Source organism: uncultured Microbulbifer sp., assembly GCF_913055755.1.
Classification (GTDB): domain Bacteria; phylum Pseudomonadota; class Gammaproteobacteria; order Pseudomonadales; family Cellvibrionaceae; genus Microbulbifer.
In genome coordinates this window covers 1-3,285 of record NZ_CAJXKH010000163.1, presented here as the reverse complement: position 1 = coordinate 3,285, position 3,285 = coordinate 1, and the positions used below count along the sequence as shown (strand labels likewise).

Here is a 3,285-nt window from a genome sequence, read left to right as displayed (position 1 = left end):
TTCGACGTTGCAGGGATTGAGGCAGCGTCTTCAAAGGATTGGTGGTGGCTATTCCTAATTATCGGAGTCGTGGGTACGCTCGGTGTGCTTGGTTTTGGGCTGGGGGTTCTTGTGATGCGCAGAGCCGTTGCCCCAGTCACACAACTCGCGAAAGTGGTCGCGGAGATCGACCCAGAGCAACTATCGGCCGAAGACTATAAACGTATAGAGTCCAGTCGGTTCGGCGATGATGAGGTTGGCGTACTCGCTGAGACTATCGAGAAGACACTTGAACGCATCAGTGCATTTGTTGAGCGAGAGAGATACTTTACCGGCTCAGCCAGCCATGAGTTGCGGACGCCGATCACTGTGATCATGGGGGCGATTGAGCTGTTAGAGCAAAGCGATCTGTCGGCGGCAGATGTGAAGGTGGTCGATCGAGTGAAGCAGGCGACGTTCGAAATGGAAGCCACGATTGAAATGTTCTTGTGCCTCGCTCGCGAAACCGACAATGGTTTATATGACGAGCAGTTTTTGGTGACGCCGCTGGTAACTCAGGCAATAGATCAGCAGCGTCACCTGTTGAACGGAAAGTCTGTTGATATTGATATCGACGATCTCGTAAAGCCCAGTGTCCATGGGCATCCACAGGCTTTTTCTATCGCGGTCAATAATCTGGTGCGAAATGCTTTCGAGCATACCCTCAACGGGCAGGTGCCGATCACGATTCGTATCAGGGAACAAGAACTATTCGTCACCAATCAGGTATGCATTGACGCGGATGATCGACACCCGCCGACCGAGTCGCCATCTCAAGGGTATGGCCTGGGGCTGGGTATTGTTCAACGGCTGTGTGAGCGCAATGGTTGGTCGTTTTCCCTGCACGCCGACGAGGCACATGTAGTCGCCCGTCTTTCATGGTAAGGGTGGCATACCGCCATAGCCATCTTGTATAGTTCCGGTGATTGCTGATATCTGTGTATATATCCAGTAGAATGGCCCGCATCTTCAATCCACGCCGCAACCCATTAGAACAGTCTCTTGCCCCAAGGATTTCTCCTCAGCCGCCACAGCTTTGATCAGCGCGGCAGCACCTGTATCCATTACTGGCTGGCCACGCCCGAGGGCCCGGTCAAGCTGGTCATTGAAGGCGAGCGCCCGGTTTTTATGGTAAGGGTGGCGGACCGCACCCAGGTGACCGAGGCGCTGGCCGGCGTGCCCTACGATTGGCAACAGCTGGGGTTCCGAACCTTTGGCCGCGAGGAAGCGGCCATGCTGTACTTTCCCACCATCGACGCCCACCGCCGGGCTCAGGCCCTGTTGCAAAATCGCGACATCGAGGTGTTCGAAGCGGATTTTCGACTCCACGACCGCTACCTGATGGAGCGCTTTGCCCGCGGCGGCCTCTACTTTGAGGGTGTGGCCCGGGCCAAGGACGGCTATACGGAATATCGGCAGGTGCGCCTCAAGGGCGCCGAGGTGCAGCCGGAGTTCAGGGTGGTTTCCCTGGACGTGGAGTGCTCTGGCCAGGGGGAGCTGTATTCCGTCGGTCTCTACGGTGATGGCGTGGAAGTCGTGCTGATGGTGGGGCAGCCCGAAAGTGCTGAATCCACCATCCACTGGGTGGATGATGAACGGGCCCTGCTCGAGGCGCTGGAGGCCAGGATCCAAAGCCTGGACCCGGACATCATCATCGGCTGGTCCGTGGTGGACTTTGATTTTCGGTTGCTGTTGAAGAGGGCCGGGCGCCATGGGCTGCGCCTGAAGCTGGGGCGCGGTGACAAAGAGGCACGTTGGCGGGATGGCCGGGAAGGGGGCCCGGGCTTCGTCACGCTGCCAGGTCGGGTGGTACTGGACGGCATCGACGGGCTGAAGAGCGCCACCTACAACTTTGAGAGTTTCAGCCTGGAGTTCGTGGCCCAGACCCTGCTGGGCAGGGGCAAGGACACCGAAGATGTGGACAACCGCCTGGCGGCGATTGAACACGACTTTCACCATAACAAACCCAAGCTTGCCGCCTACAACCTGGAAGACTGCCGCCTGGTCTGGGATATTTTCCAGCACACCCGCCTGTTGGATTACCTGCGGCTGCGGTCCCAGCTCACGGGCCTGGAGCTCGACCGCAGCGGCGGCTCGGTGGCAGCCTTTACCAATCTATACCTGCCCAGGCTGCACCGCAGCCGCTATGTGGCGCCCAACTTGCCGGCCGACGGCGGCCTGGCTAGCCCCGGCGGCTACGTGATGGATTCCCGGCCGGGCCTGTACGACAACGTGCTGGTGCTGGATTTCAAGAGCCTGTATCCCAGCATTATCCGCACCTTCAAGATCGATCCCATGGGCCTGGTTGAAGGGTTGGCGGATGACGATGCCATTCCCGGTTTTCGCGGTGCGCGCTTCTCCCGTGACAAACACTTCCTGCCGGACATCATTACCAGTCTCTGGGCGCAGCGCGACATCGCCAAGCAGGAGCAGGACGCCGCCCGCTCGCAGGCCATCAAGATCATCATGAATTCCTTCTACGGAGTACTGGGAAGTGGGGGCTGCCGTTTCTACGACACGCGTCTGGCCAGCTCCATCACCCTGCGCGGTCACGAGATCATGCAGCAGACGGCGCGCTGGATCGAGGAGATTGGTGAAGGGAAGCACCAGGTCATCTACGGCGATACCGATTCCACCTTTGTCTGGCTGAGCGGCCGACCCAGCCCGGAAGAGTCGGATGTGATCGGCAAGAGTCTGGCCAGCGAGATCAACACGCGCTGGCAGAACAAACTCAAAGATGAACTGGCGTTGGAATGCGAGCTGGAGCTGGAATTCGAAACCCACTATCAGCGCTTTCTGATGCCCACCATTCGCGGCTCCGAGGCCGGCTCTAAAAAACGCTACGCGGGTTTGGTGGTGAATGGAGGTGAGGAAAAGCTGGTATTTAAGGGCCTCGAGACCGTGCGCAGTGATTGGACCGCACTGGCCAAACAGTTCCAGACCCAGCTCTACGGAATGGTGTTTCACGGTGAGAATCCATCCGACTATATCCGCGAGATGGTGCAGAAAACCCGTGCAGGGGAGATGGACGAGCTGCTTGTGTACCGCAAGCGCCTCCGCCGCAAGCTGGACCAATACGTAAAAAACATACCGCCCCAGGTCCGCGCCGCGCGCCTGGCCGATGAAATCCGCCAGCAGCAGGGGCTGGCACCCCGCTACCAGAACAAGGGCTGGATTCGCTATGTGATCACCCTCAACGGCCCGGAGCCGGTAGATCACCGTCAGTCACCGATCGATTACCAGCACTATATCGACAAGCAGCTCAAG

Annotated in this window: 2 protein-coding genes; both read left to right on the top strand. The window is 58.6% G+C overall.

Annotation, left to right across the window (positions count from 1 at the left end; translation table 11 throughout):
- Nucleotides 1-903: HAMP domain-containing sensor histidine kinase (locus tag QZ511_RS16575; protein WP_295804231.1), on the top strand; the 903-nt coding region annotated here is incomplete at its 5' end.
- Nucleotides 904-1,020: 117 nt separating this feature from the next.
- Nucleotides 1,021-3,285 (top strand): DNA polymerase II (locus tag QZ511_RS16570; protein WP_295804228.1); only part of this gene is annotated, 2,265 nt, incomplete at its 3' end.